Origin of the sequence: Rufibacter hautae (assembly GCF_008271695.1) — a bacterium.
GTDB lineage: Bacteria > Bacteroidota > Bacteroidia > Cytophagales > Hymenobacteraceae > Nibribacter > Nibribacter hautae.
In genome coordinates, this window is sequence record NZ_VKKY01000002.1 from 964461 (window position 1) to 986690 (window position 22230).

A 22230-nucleotide genomic window follows, 5' to 3' on the forward strand; every position below is an offset into this window, starting at 1 on the left:
AAAGCAAAATTCTGGATTGTTTTAACTATCCATCTCGATTGACTAGTAAACTCCTCCTTCCTATTAGCCTTTGGAATCGCTTCTAGAACGATGTAAAATTCCGGCTCGTACCCTGATCGTCATGTCGTTAATAAAGATTCAGGTGACCAGTTTACCTAAAGTTAGTTCTTTCAGCAAGAGTATTCTGTCTGCTTTCACCTCAATTTGGGTTTTTTGTAACAGAAACAACTTCTCTCTAGATGGGTATATATACAGACCTACCAGAAACCAACACGTATGATCAGAGCTTATAAACTGTACACTGGGGCAGATGGGCACTCCCATTTTACGCAAGGAACCATCAAAGAGAAACTATCTACGCAGGCGCTTTCCATCCATTTTAAGGAAACCCCGCCCCATTCAGAATATGACTGGCACCCCGCCCCCAATACCCAGTACGTCATGAGTCTGACCGGAACCCTGGAATTCACCACAAGCCTGGGCGAGACCTTCATCCTTAAACCCGGAGATGTGCTGCTGGCCACCGATACTACTGGCCATGGGCACAAATGGAAAATGCTTGGTGAGGATCCCTGGAAAAGAGTCTACGTGGTCTTTACCCAAGACATGGACGTCAACTTCATCCCAGATTAGCTTCACAGGGAAAAAGAACTGATTACCTTATTTATCGCCTCTTTTCCTCTTCTCATCCTTATACGTTTTGCGCTCGATTTGTTGAAAACAGCCTAAGAACAGGGAAGGAATTTTAATCCTTTAATTCAGAAATGCTTTCCATTTCACCTTCCATTCAGCTGTTGGTGAATTCTTCATTAAAAGGTAAATATGGGTTAGGATGATACCCATTAGGCACCGCTACGGTACCATAAACTCCTCTAAAAGGCAGATGATTGTATCTTCTGAGAGTTAGGCTCGTAAGAAATTACCTATAACCATTTGCAATAATCCAATCCCCTAAAAACAATAGCTATGAATTACTCTTTGAAACCGCTCAATGAGCAGGTAATTGTGATTACCGGTGCCTCTAGCGGCATTGGCTTAGCCACTGCCCAGGCAGCGGCCAAAAAAGGCGCCAAAGTAGTGTTGGCGGCCCGGAACCGCGAGGCATTAGCTCAGATAGAACAAGAAATAAGAAATGAAGGCGGCGAGGCCATCCACGTAGCGGCCGATGTTGGACGCTGGGAACAGGTGCAGTGGATAGCAGATGCCGCCCTGCGCCATTTCGGACGCATTGATACTTGGGTGAACGATGCCGGGGTTTCCATTTACGGCCGCCTGAGCCAGGTGAGCGATGAAGACAACAAACGTCTCTTTGATACCAACTTCTGGGGCGTGGTGTACGGCTCTTTGGCCGCTGCTTACCACATGCGTGGCAAAGGCGGAGCCATTATCAACGTAGGCAGCGAGTTGTCAGACGTGGCCATCCAGGTGCAGGGAATGTATTCGGCTAGCAAGCACGCCGTCAAAGGATTCACCGATGCGCTTCGCATTGAGTTGCTGGAGGACCAAGAGCCTATCTCCGTGACCCTCATCAAACCTGCCGGAATTGACACACCTTATCCTGAGCACGCCAAAAACTACACCGGCCAGGTGCAAACCCTTCCGGCCCCGGTTTACATGCCCGAGGAAGTAGCCAACGCCATTCTGCATGCGGCAGAGAACCCGCACCGTGATATTATGGTGGGCGGCGGAGCCAAGGTCATGAGCACCCTTAACAAAAGAATTCCGGGAGTTATGGATTGGGTCAGCGCTAAAATGATGACCAAAGGCCAGCTGAAGGAAGAGGCAGATACCACCCGCAAAGACTCGCTCCACAGACCCGGAAGCGATGGCAGAGTGCACGGCAACCACGATGGGTATGTGATGAAAACCAGCCTATACACCCGCGCGGTCATGCACCCCAAGGTAACTAGTGCGTTGGCCTTGGCTGCCGGAGCCGCCGTATATGCCCTGATTAACAATTCCAAAAGAAAAGGTCAGACCCGGTCAAATGGAACGCACCTCTCCACCGATGAGTACCAAGCCACCAGCTCTTATTCGGTGAATACCACCTACCCAGATAATACCAGCTTCGCGGAGGATGACCGGTTCCCGGACGTAAACAACGCCCCAGATACCTCCATCTATCCTGAGGGTGGCAGAATCTGATAAATGACCTTCTTTTAAGTCTCTAGAATGTAGAATTTAAAAAAAGCATAGTAAAAAAGGTGATCTAGAATACCGCAAGGGTTCTGGATCACCTTTTCTATTTAACCATATAATTCTAGCGGATAATTACTTGTGTGCGGATTTGTGCCTGTTTTCTTAAAAAGAGCCCCAAAACAACTTTAACCAAGGAGAAACCTACATCCCGAATGGGAACGTCTCTGGCATTTGGTGGCCCTTTGCTTCCTGGTGCAGCGGGTGAAGGGCTTTGGTTTTGTCAAGGTACAGGAAGGCATCGTACCGGGCTGACAATTTGGTGGGAACGTAGTTGCCCCGGTCCCGCTCAGGGTGATAAACTACCCCAATGGCCCGGTGCCCCATCCAGGCCCGGAAGTATTCTTTAAGCGCGGGTTGCTGGTCAAAAATCAGGAGCTTATTTTCCGGAGAAGCTTCATGCAGGATCTTCTCTACGCTTTTGTCCATGGCCGGAGGCACCGGCATTTCTCGCATTGGACTGTCCCACCCTCGGCCTGCTATCACGGTACCTTCGTAAGACCCGAAACCGACCAGCACCACTTCCTCTGGTTTGTGCTGCTCACGCACCAACTGCCCCACGTTGATTTCCCCGTCATCCACCATATCGGTGGCTCTTGCATCCCCGATGTGGGTGTTGTGCTCCCAGACAATAACCTTGGCCTCAGGACCATGGTAGTTCATGAGGGTGTTCAGCGCTTCCACCATGTGCCGGTCCCGCACGTTCCAGGAATTCCCCCCAAATGCCGACATCGCCCGGTAGTATTCCTCACCGTTGGCAGCTACTAAAGCGTTGATCTCCGCGTTGAGACCAGCCTCCGGGGCATGATTGTACTGGCTGGCTTTCTGCCGTACTTCTAGTAATAACTGCAGCACTGCCTCGCGGCAACTAGGTTTCATGGAGCCAAGAGCGGTGGCGTAAGACTCCTCCTCCCCGTATGGTTCAAAGCAGTCAATCGCCCGCCGGGCGTAAGCCGCCGCCTGTGGGTCTTCCTTTTCCAGGTACTCCACTATGATCTTCATGGAATCCCACATGCTGTAAACATCCAAGCCGTAGAAACCTATCTTTTGCTCCGGAGCAAGGTTATCATTGTATTTCCGTAGCCAGTGGGCCAGAGCAGCAATTTCCCAATTAGCCCACATCCAGGTAGGCCAGCGGTTGAATTGGCGCAGCACCTCTTCAATGTTCTCTGGAGTGTCTTGATAGCCTTTCACCCATTGGTTTATATCAAAGCAGTCGGGCCAATCTCCCTCCACCGCGATAAAGGAAAAGCCTTTCTCCTGGATAAGCCGCCGGGTAATCTCCGCGCGCCAAGTGTAATATTCATGGGTCCCATGCGTGGCCTCCCCCAATAACACATACCGGGCATCTCCAATCCTTTCCATCAAGGGGTCAAGATCCTGGGCAGTCTGTAGAGGAAGGCAATATTTCGCCAATCCTGTCTTATCTTTTGCAGTGGTTTCCGCCATAGCAAGATTCTTCTGTTAACCCTTTTTTCAACGGACCAAGAACTTGCAGGTTTTCTCCCTAACAAAGCTGAACCAAAATCAGGTATTAAAACCTGAGTTGCCAAAAAGTACTGATTCCATGGCATATCAAGACTTGAAAACTACTATGTAACTACGATTTAGGCTTGTTTAAGTAAGATCAAGCCTAAAATGGAAATACAACCGAACATCAGGGTTGATTTGATTTACAGATGCGGTACTACAAAACACAATCGATTTGATATACCTGCAGCCCTATTTTTAGAGATAATGTTTTAAGAGGCTTTTCTGAGAAATGGGTCGGAAATGAGGCAGCAAAAGTCCCACAGAAGGATGAGCCTATTAGGTGTTCCTGGAAAGACTGGGAGAAAACCAGAAGGAGAACCCCACTGCTTTAAAATGAGGCCCAAACAAAAATCGCTTGCATCGTTGAAAATGCAAGCGCTTTGAAAAGAGCCCCCAGCCGGAATCGAACCAGCGACCTACTGATTACAAGTCAGTTGCTCTACCAGCTGAGCTATGGAGGCTTTTGCTTTGGTGGCCCTAAGGCTTCTGAAAGCGGCAATAAAAAGGTTTTCAAAAAACAGCACTTACAGGTTAGTCCTATAAGTGCTGTTTGGGAGCCCCCAGCCGGGATCGAACCAGCGACCTACTGATTACAAGTCAGTTGCTCTACCAGCTGAGCTATGGAGGCTTTTGCTTCTAAAACCCTGGTGGTTTCTGAAAGCGATACAAAAGTAGAGGTCTTTTTGATATTTGCAAAAAGACCTCTCAACTTATTTGCCGCCTTTACAGAAAGGCGCTGAAAGTCAACACGAAAAAATTATGACCTGAGGGCTTTCAGCTGTCTTTTCAGGTGTTGGATGCGGTTTTGGGCATCGTCAATCTTGGATTGGTATTCCTGCCGCAGCTTCTCAGCGTTCTTGGAACGGGCAAAGAACTCAATGTTATTTTTCAGGTTGGAGATTTCGTTTTCCAACGAGGTGATATCCCGGCGCAGGTGCTGCTCTTTCTGGTACAGCTTCTGGTCTCCATCTGGGCTGGCCTTCAGGTGACTCAACTGCAACTGGAACAGGGTTTGCTCTTTCTGCTGCGGATTCATCTCCGGCACTTTTTCCAAGTACTTGGCCAATAGCTGTTGGAACCTATCCTCTACCTTGGGGTTTCTTTTGCCTTCGGTGGAGAACGTCTGCCAATCCTGGTAAATCTGGTTGAACTCCTCCATGGAACCCACCAAGGTTGGGTCTGCCACCTTGGTCGCCAGTTGCTCGCAGTAGTTTTGCTTCTGCGCCGAAAGCTGGCTTAAATGGGTTTCTTTGTTCTGCACTTCCTGGTGCAATCTGTCAAAGAAGGCGTTACAAGCCGTTCTGAAACGGTTCCAGATTTTATCAGAGTATTTGTCTGGTACGCGGCCAATAGTCTTCCATTTCTTCTGCAATTGAATGAGCTTTTCCTTTGTGGGGTCCCACTCTTCGCTGCCTTGCAGGCTTTCGGCCTCCTCGCAAAGGCCTACCTTCTGGCGGTAGTTCTGCATTTTCTCCTCGTCCAGGGCTTTGAAGAAGGTATTCTTGTGGTGGAAGAAGGCTTTGTAGCTGCTCCAGAAAGCCTTGTTGACTTCCTCGGCGTTTTCCTTAGGCACCAGGCCGGCGGCATCCCAGGCTTCCTTCAACTGCTGAATTTGGTCGGTTTTGTCGCGCCAGTCATTGATGCGGTCAGAAGTGAAATGCTGGAACTGCTCAATCTGGGCCAGTAGGGCTCTCTTTTTCTCCAGGTTGGCCAGTTCTTCGGTTTTTCGGGACTCAAAGAATGATTTCTTTCTTTCGTGGACCTGCTCAGAAGCCTGGATGAAACGGTTCCAAACTTGGTCGCGCATCTCGTTAGGCACCGGGCCAATATGTTTCCACTCATCGTGCAGATGGCGCAACTCTTGCAGCGCTTTGTTGATGTTCTCTTCGTTGGCCAGTCCTTCGGCACGCTCGCACAACTGGTTCTTGGCATCCAGGTTGCGTTTGCGGTCCAGCTCCTTCAGCTCAAAGAAGATGCTACGGTTGTTGTAGTACATGTCCAGCAAGGCGTGGTAGGAATTCCACAACTGCTGGGCCTCGGCGGTGGGTACTTGGCCAATGGCTTTCCACTCGTTCTGCAGATCTTTGATGGCGTTGCCGCTGGTCTGAGTCTCAGAGGTCTCAATGAATACCCGCAGGCGCTCCAAAAGGTCGCGCTTCTTCTGTAGGTTCTGGACTTTCTGTTCCTCTTCCTGGCGCTGCTCTCTGAACCGGGCCTCTCTGAAACGCTGCATGGCCTGCTCCACATCTTTGTGGGCGCGGGGGGCATTGTACTCGAAATCGTCTGGGGAACCCCCTTCGGCTATGAAACGGTTGAGGGCTGCCTGGCGCTCCTCCTGGAACTGCGGTTCATAGATTCTGTACAGGGTATTGAGGGCGCGGCCAGATTTCTTGGCATTTCCCTCCTGGGCCAGGGACAGGATCTTGGTCCTTACCTCATCAATAGACAAATGGGTATAATCTTCATCAAGGTGCAGGTCCTCTTCCTCATGAGTAGTCTCCTCATGGGCAACTGGCGCTACTGGAGCAACAGATGTTAAGGCCTCTGTGCTGGTAGAAGATGTTTCCATTGTCGGCTCTGCCGGAGAGGAAGGCTCTTCGTTTACGGCCTCTGGGGTCTCTCCCTGTGTAGAGGGCTCTGCTTCTGGAGAGGCCGCAGCCATCTCAGGAGTAGGCAGGTCGGTCTGCACGGCTACTGGAGTTTCCGTTTCGGAGGGAGAACCGTCCGTGAATGGCTCCGTGGCTAAAACGGAAGATTGCGTAAGCTCTGGCTCCACCTGGGGGGCGGCTACTTCCTCCATAGGGGCGGCATCAGTAACAGGGGGTTGCTCAACCGTTTCAACAGAAACAGCAGGGGCCTCATTACGGGCATTTATCTCAGCTAAACGCTCTTCAAGAATTCTACGTTGATCCAGCGCTTGGCCCTGGCTAGATTGTTCTTCGGTAGACTGCTCTTCCGTTTTTCCGTTTGGCTGATTTTCCGGATTTAGGTTCATCATACACGTGGGGCTTTGCGCCTTTGGATTAGTTTAAACTTGGGTCCGCGGGATAGTTGGCGTACATTTTGTACTTGCCTCCCATTTCCTTTAAAATATCGCGCCACAAGGTATCTATATTCAAAGTAAGCAATTTATTCGCAGCATTGTTATTAACAAACCAAACATTTTTATCAATTTCTTCATCCAACTGCCCCGGACTCCACCCGGAATAACCCACAAAAAACCTGATTTCGTCCTGTAGAACAATTCCCTCGTTCAGCCAACGGGTAAGTTCTTCAAAGTCTCCACCCCAGTAAAGGCCGGAGGCAATCGGTTGCGCATCGGGTAAATTAGGGAGGCGGTGGATGTAGTGCAAGGTGTTGGGCTGCATGGGTCCGCCCACTGCCAACGCCATGTCAAAGACCTCTGCGTTGATGTCTATCACATCGGACAGGTGCAGCGCCGAAACCCGGTTCAGTACCAGTCCCACCGTTCCGTCTTTGTCATGCTGGCAGATGACCACCACACTCCGCTCAAAGTTAGGGTCACCCAAAAATGGTTCTGAGATCAGGATGCTTCCCTTCTGGATTTCTTTCGCCATCTTTCTAGTCATCTTTTTCCGTGGATTTCGCTTTCTATACTTACTGAATTGGTAGTTGTTTGGTTTGCGGCTGATTTTATACCCGAATCCGGAAAACGCTTAAAAAACGCTCCTCGTATGAGGTTAAGGGCAAATGAAGCGGGTTTTTGCCTTAAAACCATCACAATTAAACAGAAACCCCTACTTTTGGAACCATCTAACATTTCAGTGTAAATACCATGGCTACGCCCTTGTCTCTTGCCGATATCAGGATCAATTATTCACTGAAGGAACTTACCCTGGAGGCGGTGTCCCAGGACCCGCTGCAACAGTTTGAGACCTGGATGCAGGAGGCTCTGGAAGCCAAAGCCGACGAGCCCACCGCCATGACCCTGAGCACCGCCGATGCCCATGGCCGGCCAACTGCCCGGGTGGTTCTCCTGAAGGCCTTGCAAAAAGAGGGGTTTGTCTTCTACACCAATTACGAGAGCCGCAAGGGACAGCAACTGCTGGAGAACCCCTTTGCCGCCCTTACCTTTTTCTGGCCGGCGCTGGAGCGGCAGGTGCGCGTGGAAGGCAAGGTGGAGCGCGTCGCCCCGGAGATGTCAGACACCTATTTCCATAGCCGGCCCCGCGGGAGCCAGATTGGTGCCTGGTCCTCTCCGCAGAGCACGGCCATTACGGACCGCAGCATCCTGGAAAGTCTGGAGAAAGAGTACTCGGCTCGCTTCCAGAACCTGGAGGTGATTCCTCGGCCTGAGCATTGGGGCGGTTACCTGGTGAAGCCGGAGCGGATTGAATTCTGGCAGGGGCGCCAGAACCGGCTCCATGACCGGCTGCTGTACGAGGTGGACGGCCATGCGCACTGGCACATCCAACGCCTGGCACCCTGATCGTTTACGGCCCCTTTTTCCCAAAACAGCTTAAAACCAGTCAATGGCTGAAATACTCCCCATCAAAGGCTTCAGGTACAACCCCAAGCTACCGTTTTCCATAGACGCGCTCACCTCTCCCCTGTTTGACGTGGTTTCTGTGAAGCAACGCCAGGCACTTTACCGGAATCCCTACAACAGCATCCATTTATCGGTGCCGCCCGGCCCAGACCCCGCCGACAGCGCCCGCCGAACTGCCGAGCATTGGAAACGTGCTGGCATTCTGCTGCAGGACCAGTTGCCGGGGATTTACGTTTACTACCAGTATTTCACCTTGCCGGGCTCCAGCCGCGAGTACTGCCGCAAAGGATTCATGTGCCACATTAAGGCCTACCAGTGGGAAGAACAGGTAATCCTTCGGCACGAGAACACCATCCCCGCCGCCGTGAATGATCGTATTGAACTCCTCGCGGAGACCCGCATGCACACCAGCGCCACCCACGGCCTTTTCCTGGATCATGGTTTCACCCTGGAGCAGTACATGGATGAGAGCATCACCTCGCCCCTGTATGAGTCTGAGGATTACCAGGGCGTGCGCGACGTGCTCTCTGTCATCCACGACGCGGAGGTCATCCAGAAGTTTGTGGACCTTTTGCGTGACCAGCAGATAATCCTGGCCGACGGGCACCACCGCTACGAAGGCTCTTTGCAGTACCGCAAAAAGATGCTGCAACAGTTCCCTGGCGCTTCCGGCGAGGAGCCGTTCAACTACCATCTCATGTACTTGACCAACGCCGCCTCAGATGACCTGCGCATTCTGCCAACCCACCGGTTATTAGAGCGGTTGCCCATCCCACCGGAAGTATTTCTTGAAAGGATGCAAGAGTTTTTTGTGGTCACCCCAATTGAGGAGGCGTATGAACTGAACGAGGTGATCGTAGGGAAGAAATGGGCATTTGGGGTTTACTTTGAAGGAGAAGCATACAAAGTGCGGCTCCGGCCTGAGGTACATGCCCAACTGGCCTGGGACATCCCGCAGGAAGTGAAAGACCTGGACCTTACCGTCATGCACTATTTCATCCTGGAACGCGTACTAGGAATCTCTCCGGAGGAGCAGCGCCAATACCCTGGTCTTTCCTATGTTCGGTCCTTTGCCGAGTGCCTTACCAAGGTGGACAGCGGGAAAGCCGCGGTTGCCCTCATCACCAACGAGGTGAAGATGGAAGAGGTACAGCGGGTTTGCCATTCGGGGGCCGTGATGCCGCAGAAATCAACGTTTTTCTACCCCAAGACCATTTGTGGGTTTTTATTCAGCTCAATAGACGAACATGAATTTTAATAAAAAATACTTCCTGGCCTCTAACTCGCCGCGGCGGAAAGAACTGCTCACCAACCTGAAACTTCCCTTTGAGTCACGCGTGAAGGAGATAGACGAGACCTACCCACCCGAGCTGGCCCGCGCTGAGGTGGCAGAATACCTGGCGGCCCACAAAGCCAGCGCCTACCGCGAGGAACTGCAACCCGAGGAGGTTATCATCACCGCCGATACCATCGTGTGCCTGGACGAGACCATCCTGAACAAACCGTATGACCACGCCCAGGCTACCCGCATGCTCACCATGCTCTCCGGCCGCAGCCATGAAGTCTACACCGGGGTTTGCCTTCTCAGCTTGGAGAAAAGCGTGGTCTTCCATGATGTGACCACCGTCCACTTCAGAGAACTCACCCGCGACGAGATCGACTTCTACATCAATAACTACAAACCCTTTGACAAAGCGGGAAGCTACGGTGCCCAGGACTGGTTGGGCCTCGTCGGCATAGAACGCATTGAAGGTTCCTATTTCAACGTGATGGGTTTGCCGGTGCACCGGTTGTACGAGGAACTGCTGGTGTTCTAGGGCTCTTTTACTTAAAACACCTCCTAAACAGAAAACCCGCTCCATTTGGTAGAGCGGGTTTTCTGTTTAGGAGGTGTTTTCCCAAAATCCGGCCGAAAACGGATATGACTTACTTAAACTTATCCTTTAAGATCTCAATCTCAACACCTGGAGAAATACGCTCATACAGGATGTTGTAAACGGCCGTTGTAATAGGCATATCTACTTTTAGGCGCTTGTTCAACTCATGAATGCTTTGGACTGCGTAGTACCCCTCGGCCACCATGTTCATCTCAAACTGAGCTGATTTCACGGTATAGCCGCGGCCAATCATATTCCCGAAGGTACGGTTACGGCTGAACTGCGAGTAGGCGGTCACCAGTAAATCACCTAGATAGGCGCTGCCTTTCAGGTCGCGGTGCAAGGGCATAAGGGCGTCCAGAAAACGCTCAATCTCTTCCATGGAGTTAGAGACCATTACCGCCTGAAAATTATCGCCATAGTTCAGGCCGTGGGCAATGCCGCAGGCCAGGGCAATGATGTTCTTCATGACCGCGCAGTACTCCACCCCGTCTATGTCGTCCAGCGGATTGGCCTTGACGTAACGGTTCCGAAGCAAAGCGCAGAACTGCTCGGCGCGGGCCAGGTCCACAGACCCAATGGTCAGGTAAGACTGCTTTTCCAAAGCAACTTCCTCGGCGTGGCAAGGCCCGGCAATGACGCATTGGCGCTCGGCTGGTACGCCGTAATGTTGCTCCAGGAAATCGGTGATCAGCAGGTTTTCCTTCGGAATCATCCCCTTCACCGCCGATACTACCGTTTTGTCGTGCAAAGCATCTGCCGCCAAGGGCGACAACGCTTCTTTCACAAACGCCGCAGGAACGGCCAGAATCACCCAATCTGCCTGGGCTACCGTCTCCCGGATATCACTGGAAGGATGAACGTAGGCCAGGTCAAATCTTACTCCGCTTAGGTACCGGGGATTGTGGGCATACTGTTGGAGATGATGCACATCGTCCTGGTTCCTGAGCCACCAGCTTACATCTGTTTTGTTTTCTGATAAAATCTTCACCAGGGCGGTTGCCCAACTTCCACCGCCTAAAACGGCAATTCTTTCTCTATCCTGCAAAGCTTAGTTATCTTCTTCTTCTGATTGATCTTCTTTCAATTCTTTGCTCAGTGACTTTTCATCCTTCACAGTTACCAGGTCACCTTCTTTGAGTTGCTTGGAAACCGCTCTGAAAGGACCTGACACCACCTCCTGCCCGGTCTTTAAACCAGAAAGAATCTCTATGTTATCAAAGTCGCTGATGCCGGTGGTCACCTTTACCATCTTCACTTTTCCGCCCTCGTGTACAAACACCACTTCATCCGGACGCTCCTCAGCCCGCACGGGTTTGTCATCGTTTTGCGCAAAATTGTTCTCCATGCCTTCCGATTTACCTTTGGGTTTGTCTTTGGCACGGGTGGTCACGGAAGCTAACGGAACAGAAAGAACATTGTTTTTACGGTCGGTGATGATGTCTACCGAAGCGGTCATACCCGGTCTGAAAGGGGTACGCCCATTCTTCTGGATCAGGTCTTGGTACGATTCGTTCAACAACCTGATTCTCACCTCAAACTCTGTCACGGCCTCCAGGGAAGCTGCGTCTTTGGCGGTGTTGGCGATGGAGGTCACCACGCCTCTGAACTTGCGGTTGGTATTGGTATAGGAATCCACCTCCACAATGACCGAGTCCTTCAGGCGCACGCGCACAATATCGTTTTCGTTCACATTCACCCTAATCTCCATGTTGTTGAGGTTAGCGATGCGCATGATCTCGGTACCAGCCATCTGGGAAGTACCCACCACGCGTTCGCCCCGTTCCACATTCAGCTTGGAAACGGTGCCGCTCACGGGCGCATAAATGGTGGTTTTGTCCAGGTTCCGGCGAGACTCGTCCAAAGAGGCGCTGGCGCTGCGTACCGTGGATTCAGCGGCCCGCACGCTTTGCCGAGCAGCATCCACTTCGGCGCGGTTGGCTTCAAACTGGGCACGCGAAGCGTCAATATCAGACTGGGAGATGACCTTCTGCTCAAACAGCTTCTGGTTACGCTCAAACGTCTGCCGGATGTTCTTGCTGTTGGCTACCGCCTGGTTTAAGCGGGCCCTAGCTTGGGCCAGGTTGGCGCGTTGCGTGTTCACAGAGGCAGACTGCATCTCTACCATGGCCTGGTAGTTGTCTGGGCGGATGCGGAGCAGCAGTTGGCCTGCTACCACAGAATCGCCTTCTTTCACGTACAATTCGGTAATCTCCCCGGAAACGTCTGGGCTGATCTTTACCTCAATTTCGGGCTGCACCTTACCTGAGGCGCTTACCTTCTCAATAATACTGGCGGCTTTGGCTTTGGCCACCGCAACTTCTATTCCTTCTTGCTTTCCTATCCACCCCTGCTTTTTGGCTACCAGCAACCCTGCCAGAAGTAAAACCAGTAAGCCACCCAGAATGTAAATCAGTTTGTTCGATTTGCGTTTTGCCATGAGTTAATTAGAGAGTGATCGTTTTTCCCTGGTAGAATTCAAGGAACTTGAGTCTGAAGATGTAATCGTATTTCGCCTGGATAATGTCTGATTGGGCTTTAACTAAGTTGTTGCGGGCCACATTGAAATCCACGTTGTTGATGAGGCCGTTGTTAAGGCGAATCTCTGAATTTTTATAAGCTTGCTCAAAGGCTTCCAGCTGCTTTTTTGCAGCCACAAATCTTTTTTGGGCGTTTACTGCATCTGTATAGGATTGGGCAATGGTTTGCCGCAATTCATTTCTTGCTATATCAGAATTGATCTGGGCATTTCTCAGGCCTAACCTGGACAATTGCACATTATTTCGTACTCTAAAGCCGTTGAAGATGGGAATATTCAAATTAACACCTATGTATTGGCCAATGTTATCCTGTAGTTGGTTGAAGTAAGGATAGTCTCTCGGGGTTTGTTCAACAGATGGGGTATAGATATAAATAGGTTGGTTCATCCCCTCATCTTGGTACCCCACTAAAGTTCTCTGACTAATTACATTCCCGAAATTGAACAAAGAAGAACCGCTAGAGTAACGGGTACTAACACTACCTACTAAGCTTATGGAAGGGTGATATCCTCCTCTGGCAATGGCAATGTTTTTTTCAGCACTCCTAATCCTTAGCCCTGCCCTTACTATCTCAGGCATTCTACTACTAGCCGAAGCAAATACTTCCTCTGCGTTGAAACCAATAATGGTTTGGTCTGGATCTGGAATCTGCGGAACCTCAATGGAGAAATTGGCCGGATTTGCATCCGGGAGGTTCAACATCTGGATCATCTGTAATTCAAACAGCTCAATATTATTTTGTGCCGTGATGATATTAAGCTCATCACTTGCTATTTGAGCATTGAGTTCTAAAACATTGCTTTCAGGAATACTTCCCGCCTTGAATAACTTTTGGGTCCGTTCTAACTGGCTTTTGGTAAGATTTAAGCGCTCTTGGTTGGTTTTGAGAATCTCTTGGTTGAGCAGCACATTCATGTAGACCGTTACCACATTGAGGGTGACATCATTCTGGACTTTCTGCTGGTCTAATTGAATGGCCTCGTACTCCAGTTTATTCCGTTTAACAGTATTCTGTGCCTGCAAACCGCTGTAGAGGTTAACCGAGCCATTAATGCCTACGTTACCGGCCCACACCTGCTGGTTTTGGATCTGGTTTCTTACAGGGTCCAGAAAGAAACCATTGTTAAAACTATGAGAACCACTTCCGTTCACCGAAGGCAGCTGATCAGCTCTTGATTGTTTTAAATCAATGGCTGCCTGTTCTACTGAAAGGCCAGCTTGCCTTAACTGTAGATTGTTTTTAACGGCATGATCAACGCATTGCTGCAGTGACCACACGGTTTCTGTTGCTGTGGTGGTCTGGGCCACGGAGAAGGTATGGCAGCCCATGACCAAGCCCAGCGAAGCGAGAAATTTGGAAGAAAAACGTCGCATTATAAGTCAATGTTAGGGATATAGATCACGTTCTTGACCCAACTTAATTGCCGGAGGTACTCCAGCGAGATGGGGCGCAGCCCCGAGTCCATTTCAATGAACTGGCGGGCGACATCATTGCGGCCTTTGCGGGACACGTTCATGGTGGCAATGTTACAGTCATCATGGGCAATAATGCTGCTGATGAAAGCGATGCTGCCGGTCACGTCATCGGCGTCAATGATCAGCGTATGCAGATTCGCCGAGAAGTTGGAGGGGAAGCCGTCTACTTCCACAATACTGATCACGCCGCCGCCCCTGCTCTGCCCTACCACTTCGCAGGTTCTGCCATCAGCAGCCGTTAGGTTAAGCTTGATGGTGTTGGGGTGCATGGTAGAGGCATTGCCAACTGATTTAAAAGTGTACTTCAGGCCGTTAGCTTCTGCGTGGGTAAAAGACTCCTTGATGCGGGTATCATCGGTTCTATAATCCAGGAGGCCGGCCAGAATGGCGCGGTCGCTGCCGTGCCCCTCATAGGTGCGGGCAAAGGAATTATAAAAGGTGATGGTAGCCTCTGTGGGTGCAGCCCCCAGAATCCTTATGGCGGCCCGCGCAATGCGTACTACACCAGCGGTGTGGGAACTGGAGGGTCCTATCATTACCGGCCCAATCATATCAAAAATGCTGCTTTTCTCTGCCATTGTCTTTGTGCTTTCTTCCGGCATCAAAGGTAAAGATATTGTTCACCCTTAGGCAGCCGCTGCCAAAAAAACAGGAAGGGTACCCTTCTCCTGGGAAGATGCATGAATTGGTTTGACGGTCGTCCCGGCATCCAGGATAATCCGTATAGAAAAGGTTCAAACCAATTTCTTTTACTTTCTTTGTCGCAAGTAAAGAAAGATAATTACAACATTCAGAAAATAATATATGCCAGACCGCACCTTCTCCCCCCAGGTACTGGAACTGCTGGAACGCCTCCAACAGAAATATAGCCCCATGGGCCAGGATCTGGCTTCTTACCTGGAAGGTCTCCTGTACTCTGATTTCCTAAACTACTGGGACTACATTCACCTGGACACCCTTTTAAGCCTGCAGACGCCCCGCACCAAGATCCCAGACGAGGAGATTTTCATCATGTACCACCAGGTGACGGAGCTTTACTTTAAGCTTTGCCTGCATGAGTACCGGCAGATTGGCGAAGACCCTGCCCCCTCGGCCCAGATGCTCATCAAACGCGTAGGTCGCATTAACCGCTACTTTGAGAACCTCATTGACTCCTTTGATGTGATGGTGGACGGCATGGACCCCAAACAATTCCTGAAGTTCCGGATGGCCTTGATGCCGGCCAGCGGGTTCCAAAGCGTGCAGTACCGTAAAATAGAAATTTGTTCCACCGACCTACGCAACCTGACTGACAAAGCCAAGCGAGAAGCTTTAGGCCAGCAGAGCACCCACGAGGAAATGTTCGGTTGCATTTACTGGAAGGAAGGCGCCACCGAGGCCGCCACGGGTGCCAAGACTTTGACCCTTCTGCAGTTTGAGGAGAAATACTCCACCGAACTCATGCAGCATGCCAAGGAATACCGGCACAAGAACATCTGGTCTGTTTTCAAGCTACTTTCCGAAGAAGAGCAGCAAAACCAAAAACTCCTCAATCACCTCAAAGAACTGGACAGCAACGTCAATGTGAACTGGCCTCTCATGCACTACAAATCGGCGGTGCGGTACCTGCAGCGCGACCCCGACGTGATTGCCGCTACCGGGGGCACCAACTGGCAAAAGTACCTGCCGCCCAAATTCCAGAAACGCATCTTCTACCCCGAGATCTGGACCCAGGAAGAGAAAGACAACTGGGGCAAAGGCTGGGTAAACGACATCATCGGCGAAGTGAACTAACTACTTGTCCATACATAATGGGAGCTTCGGCTCCCTTTTCTTTTGCCTTATAAACACCCGCTGCTCACTCTGGTTTTGATCGTGATTTTTGAAAAACAGGTCCTAAATGCAAGTGCTAATGATACACCTTTGGCACCTATGAATAGTATCAATGAAGCTTTAGGCTAAGGCTAATATCTGCCTATGCTTAAATAATTTATAAAAACCATTTTATGGATTGGTTTTTAGATTTTAATTAATTTCTTTATGACCTGAGCCTTGTCTATTTTGATGCTGATATAGTAATGTCCCTGCTGAAGGGAATGAATTTTCAGGTTAATATCGCCCTTGTCATCAGCGGTGTAAGTTTTCTCGTCCATGACAATGTAGCCGATGGCATTTTTGATGAGGATGGTGGCGGAGGTGTTCTTGGTAAAGCCTTTGATGTTTACCTCATCCGTAGAATTTGGATTGGGATACAGCTTCAACAACCTGCTCACCACTAGCTCCGGAGTTCCGGCAGCACCTTGATACTGCAAAGGTTCTTCAACTGCCCTCCGTGTATAGCTATTCTTTGCCACAAGGCTCTGGGTAAACAGCAACATAATTGCTATCATGATAAAAGTAGCCGCCATTCCGTTTTTGATAGAGGTCAATTTCATAGTTCGATTTCTTAAATTGTTATAGGGGAATTCTGGATTAGTTTATCTCTAACAAGCTCTTGTAATAGGTTCTAATCTCTTTATAGGGCTCCTTGATTTCACATATCTTCTTGTTCCTTAATTAAATGTACTTAGTATATATAGTAACCGGAACCAATATGTGACCAGGCCTATGATAATGTGTATGAACCTGGATATTCCCGTACTGAGACTATTAAAATTGATTGGTCCTTCCGCCTTATATAGAAGATGCCCCTTGCCTAAGCACCCCAAATCTGGCGAAAGTAATCTTGTGAATGGATAGAAAAATTTATTTGACATGCACTCTTTTTACAGCCAGTTTTGGCAAAACAGACCTAAAACAAAAAAGGCTGCCCTTTGCAGAGCAGCCTTTTCATGATTAAACCAAATCCTTATGGGTTTTGAGGCCCGAAGTTAGGGTTGTTGATGATTTCCAGTTGCGGGAACATGTAGATGAACAAGTCGCTGTTGGCTGGGGTAGTGCCCAACACCGCAGTGTGGTTACCTTCCCGTACCAAAGGCTTCTGCAGACGTTTGATGTCCATTAGTCCGAAACCTTCACCGTACAGCTCTTTTCTTCTTTCTACCCAGATTTCATCCACCAGTTCAGCGCCGGTAGTGGTAGGCTTTACAACAGCGGCAGGGTTAGTGAAACGCTGCTGACGTAATTGAAAAACTAATTGCTGCGCATCGACGTCTTGGCCCAAATGGGCTTTCGCTTCCGCTTCAATCAGGTACATCTCAGCGGAACGCATCAGTACGAAGTCACCACTCAGGTCGGGTAGGTCCTTAAACTTGGTTACTGTGTAACGGTTAGAGTTGGTCACACCAGCTGCTTCCTGGAACTCTCTCCGGACATCGGCTGGGTCAAACAACGCCACAAACAAGTCGTTAGCCCGAATGTTGTTGTAGCCTCTGCGCACGTAGGTTCTGTTCCCCTTTTCATCTAAGGTGTAACGACCGTCCATGGTAGAGAAGAAGGAAGCAAACGCTACCTGCTGATCGGCAGATTGGGCTAAGCCCCAGATCCATTCGCCATTGGCATAGTTGTTAAATCCTTCTTTCCATTGATTCGCAGACATAAGTGGATACCCCTCACGAGCTTTGACTGCAAAGTCAGCGGCTTGTTGCCATTGGCCCATCTCCAGGTACACACGAGCCAACAAGCCTTGGGCTACGTTTTTGTTCACGCGGCTTTTAGCAACCCTAGAAACAGGAAGATCCCGCTCAGCAATGGAAAGGTCTTCCAGAACTTGGGTGTACACCTCTTGCAAGGTTGCTCTTGGTTTGCCTTCGGTATCAATGGTGGTTTGCTCCAACACCAAAGGAACTGCCAACGCATTTGGGTCCTTCAGGTAAGTATGCTGATACGTTCTTGCCAGGTTGAAGTACCCGAAAGCTCGCAGAGCTCTAGCCTCAGCCTCAAAGGCGATGCGCTGTTCCTCGGTGATGTTCGGAACCTTAGCCGCATTGGCAATGATGTTGTTGGCGTTGGTGATCATGTTGTAGTTAGTGGCCCACAACATATAGGTACCTCGGTATGTTGGCAATTTATTGTCCAACTCATATTGGAACACAAACCAACTGGTGTTGGCCATCAGGTCCTGGCCCATCACATCCCAAGTTTCATTGAAGTGAGGAATGCCATAGCTGTCATGGTTGGCTGTGGAACCAGAGTTCACGGGAGCATCCCGCATTAACCGGTAGATCCCGGTCAATGCAGCCTCAACGGCAGCAGGAGAACTGAAAGCCTGCTCATAAGACGCCGCGTTTGAAGGAACCGTCTCCAGAAAGTCATCCTGGCATGCTCCCAAGCCTAAGGAAGCTCCCAGAAGGACGGTATATATTTTTACTTTATTGAGTTTCATCTAATGATATTATGTTCAAAGATTAGAAAGAAGCCCGTACTCCAACAGAGTAGGTTTTCATGGTTGGGAAGCTGTTAGAGGTGATTCCGTCAAGTGATTGCTCAGGATCCATTCCCTCCAGGCCTTTAGACCAAGTCCAAAGGTTATCGCCTTGTACAAACACTCTCAGACCTTTCATTCTCAAGCGCTCTTGCACGTTAGCTGGCAAGGTGTAACCCAAGGTTACGTTGCGCATGCGTACATAAGAAGCATCGGTGAGGAAGCGGGAAGACCGAGCGTTTGCGTTCAAAGACTGACCGGTACCTAAACGAGGAACATTTCCGTTTCCTGGGTTCTCCTCAGATTGCCATCTGTCCAAAATATCGGTGCTCCAGTTGTAACCGGCAGAAGAACCGCCGCCCATCAGGCCGCTATAGTCAGTGTTCAGGATTTTACCGCCAAAGCTATAAGAGAATAATAGCCCCAAGTCAAAGCCTTTGTAGCGAAGGTTGTTTGACAGACCTCCGGTTACCTTTGGCAAAGCATTCCCTACATAGTAGCGGGTTGCCAGGGCGTAGTTAGTGGTAGTTTGTCTTTCCACTACTCCTTCAGCGTTGGTAACATCGCGGTACCACATGCTCAACCCAGTTTTTGGATCAACCCCTGCGAAATCTTCAATAAAGAAGTCATAGATAGACTGACCAACTTTGTACTGCTTGGTTCCTGCCAAGATAGTAGGCTGGGGAAGCTCTGTGAACTCGTTGGTGTTATGAGCTGCATTCAGGTTCATATCCCAACCGAATTTATCAGTGTCCACGATGTGGGCAGTGATGTTGGCCTCGAACCCTCTGTTGCGCATAGCACCCAGGTTAGCCGATACTCCCACAAAACCGGTAGACGGTGCCATTGGCTTGTTCAAAAGTAAGTCTTTAGAGGCTCTGTCATAGAAATCTAAAGACACATCAAATCTTTTGAACACGGTAGCGTCCAAACCAACGTTGAAGATGGCTTGCTTTTCCCAGGTCAGGTACGGGTTCTCCAGAGTAATAACAACCATACCAGGCTCAGATAAGTCTGGATATACCGTGTTATAAAGACCTCTGTAAGCATAGTAAGAACCAAGGTTCTCGTTACCGGATGTTCCATAAGAAGCTCTCAGTTTGGCGTTGTTCACCCATCCCAGTTCCTTCATAAAGTTTTCCTCAGACAATCTCCAAGAGGCACCCACAGAGTAGAAGTTACCCCAGCGTTGATCTTCTTTGAAACGGGAAGAACCATCACGGCGGAACGAGGCAGACAGGTAATACTTATCAGCCAACCCGTAGTTCACCTGGCCCAGAAAGCTTTGCAATGCACGTCTGTCTCTTTGTGAGTTGGAGCTCACAATGGTAGCGGCGTTGTCAAGCTCAGTCATGCCTTCAATTGGAATGAAACCGGTCTTCTGGGTAGACACAGAGTTGGAAGAAAGGTTGTATACCTCAAAACCACCCAAAGCGTCAATGGTATGCTGGCCAAAAGTTTTGTTCCAGCTCAAGATGTGGTTGAAAGTGTACTCCGTAAAAGACGATCTGCTTTGGGTTCCACGTCCACCGATTGAACCGGAGGCATCACCATACTCAGGGTTGTAGAAGGTCACGCCACGGTAGTTGTCCCCGTTCAGGGCCAAAGAGGTTCTGTATTTGAAATCCTTCAAGAAAGAAATTTCAGCAAAACCGTTCCAGCCCCAGGTAAGGTTACTTCCTGTGATTTCATCCAAGGCAGTGGTACCTACCGGGTTACTGTTACCGCCATACGGACGAGCCGTGTTGAAGTCAAACTCCTGGGGTCCTGTGAAAGGAGAACCATCGGCGTTCTTTCTCCGGTAGATTGGGTAAATGCTGGAGATGTTTCTTCCCCATGAAACCACGTTACGGAACGAGGTACCGCTGGAGGTAGGTGCATTCTGGTCTGTGTAAGAAAGGTTGGCGCTCAAACCAACTTTAATGTTGTCACGCACTTGTGAGCTAAGGCGCAGACGGGTAGAATAACGCTTAAAGCCTGAGGTGATGAAAGCACCCTGCTGGTCCAGGTAGTTCCCAGAGAAATAGTAGTTGCTCTTGTCATTACCGCCCTGTACGCTCAGGTCATATTCCTGACGAACTGCTTTTCTGTACAACGCATCTCTCCAGTCTTCATCCCACGCCGGGGTTAAACCTGGTTTGATTTTGCCGTCCAGTCCAACTGGTTCTACTTCAGTGGTTCCGTTAGCGTTGTTGAAAGGGTTGTATTGCTGTCCGTTGCCGGCACCTGCTAATCTGGATACTACCAACTTAGAGGCATACTCCTCTGGTGAGGCGTATTTGCCTTCCCAAAGGGTTTTGTTGGCTCTGGCATCATTGCGCAAGGCTTCCCAAGTCAGTTCATACATTTGGGAGGCGTTCACCGTTTTGTAGTCCGCTACGGCAAAGTCAGAGACCCCAACGGTAGCCCCAAAGCTAATGGTGGGTTCTTTAGGCGCAGTTCCGCCTTTGGTAGTAATCACAATCACCCCATTGGCTGCCCGAGATCCGTAAAGGGAAGCCGCGGTAGCGTCTTTCAGTACGGTCATGGACTCAATGTCATGCGGGTTTATGGCGTTGATGTCACCGGAATAAGGTGCACCATCCACAACGTACAGCGGAGAACTGCTGGCATTCACAGAACCTACTCCCCTGATTCGAACAGCACTGGTAGTACCCGGCTGTCCGCTGGAAGAGGTTACCTGAACCCCTGGCGACAAGCCAGAAAGTGCTTTGGTTACGTCGTTAGCCTGCATCTTTTCAATGGCCTCAGCCTTTACAGAAGTCACAGAACCGGTGTAGGACTTCTCCTCTGCCGTACCGTAAGCTACTACCAAAACTTCGCCCAGTTGGGTGTTATCCTCCACTAAAGCCACGTTCACAGTGCTTTGGCCCGCAATAGCCACTTCTTTATTGGTGTACCCAATAAAAGTAAACACCAATGTGCCATCTCCTGAGGGAACGTAGATCTCATAATCACCGGTTACTCCGGTAGGGGCAGCAGTTGTGCTGCCTTTAAGTTGAACAGTAACCCCTGGCATTCCTTCGCCAGTCTTTGCATCGGTTACTTTTCCTTTAATAGTCCGACTTTGCGCCCACGCATGGCTAACCAGCGACAGCAACAAAACGAAGCTGAAAAATATAACTTTCTTCATTTAGGATTTTAATTGTAATGGGCTTTAAACTTTGCTTAATTCCCCAGAGCGGTAAGGCTCAATACAGAAAGTACAAGTTGTCTAGTCTCCTGCCCTTAAAAGTTTAGCTCCTATCTTTCAACGCTTTCTTAGGAACTCTGAGTGTTTGTCTGTGCCAGAATAGATGTAAACTGGTTTAAGCGATTTTTATGATGGGTGTTGCAGCAGCTGCTTGTTCGTATTCTTTCTTTTCCTTCCCTCCTTTCCTTCTAGTTATCTTTCAAAATCAGATTTCTCTGATTCACAAAAATAACGGGCTAAAAAGGTATTTTAGTTTATGTACTTTTCTTTTTTATAAATATCTTTAAAAAGTTAAACAGTTCTTCAAAACATTATATTCAAAAATCAATTTAAGGTTTTGCTTTCATCTGAAAAACAAGCTTTTATGGTGAGATTGATTTTATTGCTGTTAAATCAAAGAAGGTCAATGGAGATGATCAATCTTTGTTTTTGTACTGGTTCAGCTAAAACAGCTTAAAAACGAATTTATCTGCCCTGTTTTTGGTTAGGTTAGAGTAGTATCTTTGCGGCATTTCCGCTAGGAAAACTATCTTAAAAATTTAAGGTTAACTACCTTACATCTG

Annotated in this window: 16 protein-coding genes and 2 tRNA genes; 6 read left to right on the forward strand and 12 right to left on the reverse strand. The window is 49.4% G+C overall.

From position 1 onward, the window contains the following. The first annotated feature begins 276 nt into the window (after positions 1-276). Together FOA19_RS12855 and FOA19_RS12860 are read left to right on the forward strand one after the other, a co-directional pair. Positions 277-633, forward strand: coding sequence for a cupin domain-containing protein (locus FOA19_RS12855; protein ID WP_149091208.1), 357 nt, complete (start codon positions 277-279; stop codon positions 631-633). A gap of 333 nt (positions 634-966) precedes the next feature. After that, on the forward strand, positions 967-2145 hold the full coding sequence (locus FOA19_RS12860; RefSeq protein WP_149091209.1) for an SDR family oxidoreductase: 1179 nt from the start codon (positions 967-969) through the stop codon (positions 2143-2145). 195 nt (positions 2146-2340) lie between these two features. On the opposite strand, the gene FOA19_RS12865 is transcribed toward FOA19_RS12860, so the two are convergent. The 5 genes from FOA19_RS12865 to FOA19_RS12885 all read right to left on the reverse strand — a co-directional run bounded on the left by FOA19_RS12865 (position 2341) and on the right by FOA19_RS12885 (position 7319). Beyond that, complete coding sequence (locus tag FOA19_RS12865) at positions 2341-3561, reverse strand: erythromycin esterase family protein (protein WP_223808884.1); 1221 nt, start codon at positions 3559-3561, stop codon at positions 2341-2343. A 556-nt stretch (positions 3562-4117) separates the two neighbouring features. Then, positions 4118-4190: transfer RNA gene (locus FOA19_RS12870), tRNA-Thr, on the reverse strand. Between the two features lie 94 nt (positions 4191-4284). Continuing rightward, positions 4285-4357, reverse strand: a tRNA-Thr gene (locus tag FOA19_RS12875). Positions 4358-4486: 129 nt separating this feature from the next. Then, positions 4487-6727: a DUF349 domain-containing protein gene (locus FOA19_RS12880; protein WP_149091211.1), complete on the reverse strand. Its 2241-nt coding sequence runs from the start codon at positions 6725-6727 to the stop codon at positions 4487-4489. Positions 6728-6752: 25 nt separating this feature from the next. Further along, positions 6753-7319, reverse strand: a complete 567-nt coding sequence (locus FOA19_RS12885) for a YqgE/AlgH family protein (protein WP_223808885.1) — start codon at positions 7317-7319, stop codon at positions 6753-6755. Positions 7320-7525: 206 nt separating this feature from the next. Here FOA19_RS12885 and pdxH point away from each other — a divergent pair, with 206 nt between their 5' ends. The 3 genes from pdxH to FOA19_RS12900 are packed head-to-tail and all read left to right on the forward strand — an operon-like array spanning position 7526 to position 10056. Continuing rightward, entirely contained in the window at positions 7526-8179 is a 654-nt protein-coding gene (pdxH, locus tag FOA19_RS12890) for a pyridoxamine 5'-phosphate oxidase (protein ID WP_149091212.1), read from the forward strand. A gap of 43 nt (positions 8180-8222) precedes the next feature. Then, entirely contained in the window at positions 8223-9497 is a 1275-nt protein-coding gene (locus FOA19_RS12895) for a DUF1015 domain-containing protein (RefSeq protein ID WP_149091213.1), read from the forward strand. Beyond that, on the forward strand, positions 9487-10056 hold the full coding sequence (locus FOA19_RS12900) for a Maf family nucleotide pyrophosphatase (RefSeq protein ID WP_149091214.1): 570 nt from the start codon (positions 9487-9489) through the stop codon (positions 10054-10056). Before FOA19_RS12895 ends, FOA19_RS12900 begins: the two co-directional genes overlap by 11 nt. 109 nt (positions 10057-10165) lie before the next feature. Here the strand turns inward: FOA19_RS12900 and FOA19_RS12905 are convergent, their stop codons facing one another. The 4 genes from FOA19_RS12905 to sdaAB are packed head-to-tail and all read right to left on the reverse strand — an operon-like array spanning position 10166 to position 14710. Then, the gene (locus FOA19_RS12905) at positions 10166-11164 is read right to left on the reverse strand and encodes an NAD(P)H-dependent glycerol-3-phosphate dehydrogenase (protein WP_149091215.1); all 999 of its coding nucleotides are present in this window, start codon (positions 11162-11164) and stop codon (positions 10166-10168) included. A gap of 3 nt (positions 11165-11167) precedes the next feature. Next, positions 11168-12556, reverse strand: coding sequence for an efflux RND transporter periplasmic adaptor subunit (locus FOA19_RS12910; RefSeq protein ID WP_149091216.1), 1389 nt, complete (start codon positions 12554-12556; stop codon positions 11168-11170). Between the two features lie 7 nt (positions 12557-12563). Next, the gene (locus FOA19_RS12915; RefSeq protein WP_149091217.1) at positions 12564-14030 is read right to left on the reverse strand and encodes a TolC family protein; all 1467 of its coding nucleotides are present in this window, start codon (positions 14028-14030) and stop codon (positions 12564-12566) included. Next, positions 14030-14710, reverse strand: a complete 681-nt coding sequence (gene sdaAB / locus FOA19_RS12920) for an L-serine ammonia-lyase, iron-sulfur-dependent subunit beta (RefSeq protein WP_149091218.1) — start codon at positions 14708-14710, stop codon at positions 14030-14032. The genes FOA19_RS12915 and sdaAB overlap by 1 nt, the downstream gene beginning before the upstream one ends. Before the next feature lie 226 nt (positions 14711-14936). Between sdaAB and FOA19_RS12925 the strand changes: the two genes are divergently transcribed. Further along, entirely contained in the window at positions 14937-15905 is a 969-nt protein-coding gene (locus FOA19_RS12925; RefSeq protein WP_149091219.1) for a tryptophan 2,3-dioxygenase family protein, read from the forward strand. 224 nt (positions 15906-16129) lie between these two features. On the opposite strand, the gene FOA19_RS12930 is transcribed toward FOA19_RS12925, so the two are convergent. The 3 genes from FOA19_RS12930 to FOA19_RS12940 all read right to left on the reverse strand — a co-directional run bounded on the left by FOA19_RS12930 (position 16130) and on the right by FOA19_RS12940 (position 21607). After that, positions 16130-16546, reverse strand: a complete 417-nt coding sequence (locus FOA19_RS12930; RefSeq protein ID WP_149091220.1) for a T9SS type A sorting domain-containing protein — start codon at positions 16544-16546, stop codon at positions 16130-16132. A 413-nt stretch (positions 16547-16959) separates the two neighbouring features. Then, entirely contained in the window at positions 16960-18435 is a 1476-nt protein-coding gene (locus tag FOA19_RS12935; RefSeq protein WP_149091221.1) for a RagB/SusD family nutrient uptake outer membrane protein, read from the reverse strand. 22 nt (positions 18436-18457) lie between these two features. Continuing rightward, on the reverse strand, positions 18458-21607 hold the full coding sequence (locus FOA19_RS12940) for a SusC/RagA family TonB-linked outer membrane protein (RefSeq protein ID WP_149091222.1): 3150 nt from the start codon (positions 21605-21607) through the stop codon (positions 18458-18460). Positions 21608-22230 lie beyond the last annotated feature (623 nt).

What these genes read in the sequence shown, in the direction of transcription:
- FOA19_RS12855 (WP_149091208.1), top strand. Translation starts at nt 277, where the DNA reads ATGATCAGAGCTTATAAACTGTACACTGGGGCAGATGGGCACTCCCAT.
- FOA19_RS12860 (WP_149091209.1), top strand. Translation starts at nt 967, where the DNA reads ATGAATTACTCTTTGAAACCGCTCAATGAGCAGGTAATTGTGATTACC.
- FOA19_RS12865 (WP_223808884.1), bottom strand. Translation starts at nt 3,561, where the DNA reads ATGGAAAGGATTGGAGATGCCCGGTATGTGTTATTGGGGGAGGCCACG.
- FOA19_RS12880 (WP_149091211.1), bottom strand. Translation starts at nt 6,727, where the DNA reads ATGATGAACCTAAATCCGGAAAATCAGCCAAACGGAAAAACGGAAGAG.
- FOA19_RS12885 (WP_223808885.1), bottom strand. Translation starts at nt 7,319, where the DNA reads ATGACTAGAAAGATGGCGAAAGAAATCCAGAAGGGAAGCATCCTGATC.
- pdxH (WP_149091212.1), top strand. Translation starts at nt 7,526, where the DNA reads ATGGCTACGCCCTTGTCTCTTGCCGATATCAGGATCAATTATTCACTG.
- FOA19_RS12895 (WP_149091213.1), top strand. Translation starts at nt 8,223, where the DNA reads ATGGCTGAAATACTCCCCATCAAAGGCTTCAGGTACAACCCCAAGCTA.
- FOA19_RS12900 (WP_149091214.1), top strand. Translation starts at nt 9,487, where the DNA reads ATGAATTTTAATAAAAAATACTTCCTGGCCTCTAACTCGCCGCGGCGG.
- FOA19_RS12910 (WP_149091216.1), bottom strand. Translation starts at nt 12,556, where the DNA reads ATGGCAAAACGCAAATCGAACAAACTGATTTACATTCTGGGTGGCTTA.
- FOA19_RS12915 (WP_149091217.1), bottom strand. Translation starts at nt 14,030, where the DNA reads ATGCGACGTTTTTCTTCCAAATTTCTCGCTTCGCTGGGCTTGGTCATG.
- sdaAB (WP_149091218.1), bottom strand. Translation starts at nt 14,710, where the DNA reads ATGGCAGAGAAAAGCAGCATTTTTGATATGATTGGGCCGGTAATGATA.
- FOA19_RS12925 (WP_149091219.1), top strand. Translation starts at nt 14,937, where the DNA reads ATGCCAGACCGCACCTTCTCCCCCCAGGTACTGGAACTGCTGGAACGC.
- FOA19_RS12930 (WP_149091220.1), bottom strand. Translation starts at nt 16,546, where the DNA reads ATGAAATTGACCTCTATCAAAAACGGAATGGCGGCTACTTTTATCATG.
- FOA19_RS12935 (WP_149091221.1), bottom strand. Translation starts at nt 18,435, where the DNA reads ATGAAACTCAATAAAGTAAAAATATATACCGTCCTTCTGGGAGCTTCC.
- FOA19_RS12940 (WP_149091222.1), bottom strand. Translation starts at nt 21,607, where the DNA reads ATGAAGAAAGTTATATTTTTCAGCTTCGTTTTGTTGCTGTCGCTGGTT.